This window comes from Bacillus sp. JJ783, assembly GCF_036963225.1.
Classification (GTDB): Bacteria; Bacillota; Bacilli; order Bacillales; family Bacillaceae_G; genus Bacillus_A; species Bacillus_A cereus_U.
This window is the reverse complement of sequence record NZ_JBALMG010000205.1, coordinates 359-3,132: the sequence shown is the minus strand read 5'-3', so window position 1 is coordinate 3,132 and position 2,774 is coordinate 359. Positions and strand designations below refer to the sequence as shown.

Here is a 2,774-nt window from a genome sequence, read left to right as displayed (position 1 = left end):
GACAGGGATAAGACCATTTCTAGGACTCTTTTTAATACTAATTTTTAGCTTTAACTTACATTTTATCGATGATCATTTGTCTTTTATACCATTGGTTTAATTTGCTTCTCGCCGTACTAGAGAGACGCTTTGTTTTTTTATTATAGAATCTAGAAAGAGTAGGCTGTGATATACCTATCTCTATTGAAAGCTCTCGCATAGTTATATTCTTTTTCATATGCATAAACTCTATTTTCTCTCTGATTACTTGTTCATTTTCACTCGTATCTAATGGCTTTTCTACAATTTTTACTGGCTGACTTTCCTCATGTATTGTATCAATTGTTTTCTTTTTCGCTAAGTTTTCCATTGAACTAATTAGTTCTTTGGGTGGCAATATTACTATTCCTAACTGTGAATAATAATTTTTAAACCAATTCTTCTTTGTCAGTTTTTCTTCTTCTAAACCATTATGATATTCCCAATGAGAAATTACTCCTTCTTTTTCTAAATCACTAAGAACATTTTCTAATTGTTCGCGAATACGATTAGGTTTTTGTTTCTGGTTTATACCCATAACTGCTAACAAACCTTTATCTCCACCTATAGAATAAGGTCTTTGTAAGCTAGAAAACATTTGACGTATTCTCCATTGCCATGTCAAATATCGAATTAATCTTTTATGATATTTGTGTCTATAACTATTATATTCAAGTGCCTTTTTTGATAATAATGCGGTAGTACTATTAGATCCATATAGATATCCGGATAAGAAACTTCCCGGTTTGATTCGACACGATTCTATCCCCATATATTCGTTTGTGTTTTTATCTCTCCATAGAACTACGGAATCTAATACAAATAGTCTTTTAATTACCTCGCGTTTTACTTCATAATGCTTACCTGTTTCAGCGCGATCATTTAATACGACTACTTCATTGTCATCATTTAGATATATAAAAATACTCGCTAGGGCCGCAATCCGCTTCGCAACTTTAATTTTATCTTCTACCCTATAATATTCGACACCATTTGCCTTAGCCTTTGAAATACTGCACATTTCTAAAACTTGTTCATATGAAAAATCAATAAATTCATCAGGCGATTTTGCTTCATTCAACCATTGAATCGTGATGGTATCTAAACAATCTGCAGTTAGATCATCCATATTACTCATTACACCATCTACTAATGTATTCCATCTTGCTGTCTCTTCAATATTCGTTAACTTTAGATCTTCATCTTTATGAGAGGAAAGCTGTGCCACTCCATTACTATCCTTTGTTTCAATAGGATAAGATTTTAACCGTGTGTTTTCATCTTCTTCAAATTGATTTTTGGCTATTCCATCTCTTAACTTATAATAGACCGCGGAGTTATTTACTTCTAAATAGTTTTCATTCAATATGTTCGCATCTGATTCACTTGTTGCTGTATGCACCATAGTACTAGCTGTCTGATTTTTACGAAACTCTTGTTCAATAAAGACACCTATGGTCTCATGAATAATTAATCTGTAAGTATCTATATTTTTAAATATATCTAGAGGAGAAACACCTTTTCTTTGTTGTTGCTCTAGCCACTGTACAAGCATTGAAAATGACGGAGAAAGGTATTCTGAAGTCACAATTTTACTTTGATCTGCTTCAACCTCAACATAATAGGAAACCCATTTATGCCACAATTGCTCATCTTGTTTATACAATTGTTCCGTTATTGATAGTGCATCTCTAAACAATTGTAGAACGTCTTCCATATAAATTCGGCTCCTTATATACATTTATTATTGATCTGAACTTGAAAATAATTAGCTATATGATGTTCCTTTTTATAAAACTAGAAATGAAGTCAGAATATTCTATCCTTTCATTTCGCTGTTAACATGTTAAGGGCTCTATTTTGCATACTTATAGCCCACCCTGTAACTGATTATACAAGACTGAATCGATTTGTAAAATCCAAATAGCAATTATACAAGTACTTATACAATAACCTATCTTTCATCCATTAACTCTTTTTCTATTATAATTTCAGTAATATGATTTATAAATACAATTTATAAATCATTTGTAATATATAAATAAATAGATTTATATGCCGATACAAAGCATAATTTATACTATCTTATCTTTCTTAAACAAACACCATACATTTTCATAGCAAAGGAATGCAAGTATACTGATCTATACTGCATTCCTTTATTGTAATTGTATGTCCACTATATTTTTATTCTTCCTTTTCTAAAATTAAAAAACTAACATCCAAATTTCTTATTTTTCACCTCTTTCTGGATCCACTCCATTTTAATAAAAACTCTTCATTAAATGTCCAAACTATTAGCTATCCCCCCTAAACAACAATAATTTTTAAAATAGTAGTTCCAACTGTTATAAAAAAACAAATTACATCTTTACAAGAGAAAACAAATTGGATAAAAACAGGTTGTTTTCTTTTATAGGGAAAAACAAAGAAAGAGTGGAAAAGCAATACACAAACGTGTAAATCACATGGAGTAAACCGCCTAAAAGAATGAAAATTCTGATAATTTAATCGCTAAGGGTTTTCGTTTACTCTTTCTTTGTTGTTATGAGTTTAACATTAAAAAAAACATAAATCAACAAAAAAACAAAAATTTCTTATATTTTCGACATTTTATTCATCTCGCTCTAATTTCACCTTAAAAACATAGTTACAGTAGCTTTAAAATAAAGTTTAATCGAAATAATGCAATTAACCTTAATAAACGAACAAAAGAAAAGAGCGTATTTTAAAAAAGATCGTGACTTTATTTCAAA

Annotated in this window: 1 protein-coding gene; it reads right to left on the bottom strand. The window is 30.0% G+C overall.

Annotated elements, in window-relative coordinates; all coding sequences use genetic code 11:
- Positions 1–55 precede the first annotated feature (55 nt).
- On the bottom strand, positions 56–1,735 hold the full coding sequence (locus tag V7038_RS28105) for a helix-turn-helix domain-containing protein (RefSeq protein ID WP_335695976.1): 1,680 nt from the start codon (positions 1,733–1,735) through the stop codon (positions 56–58).
- Between the last annotated feature and the right edge of the window lie 1,039 nt (positions 1,736–2,774).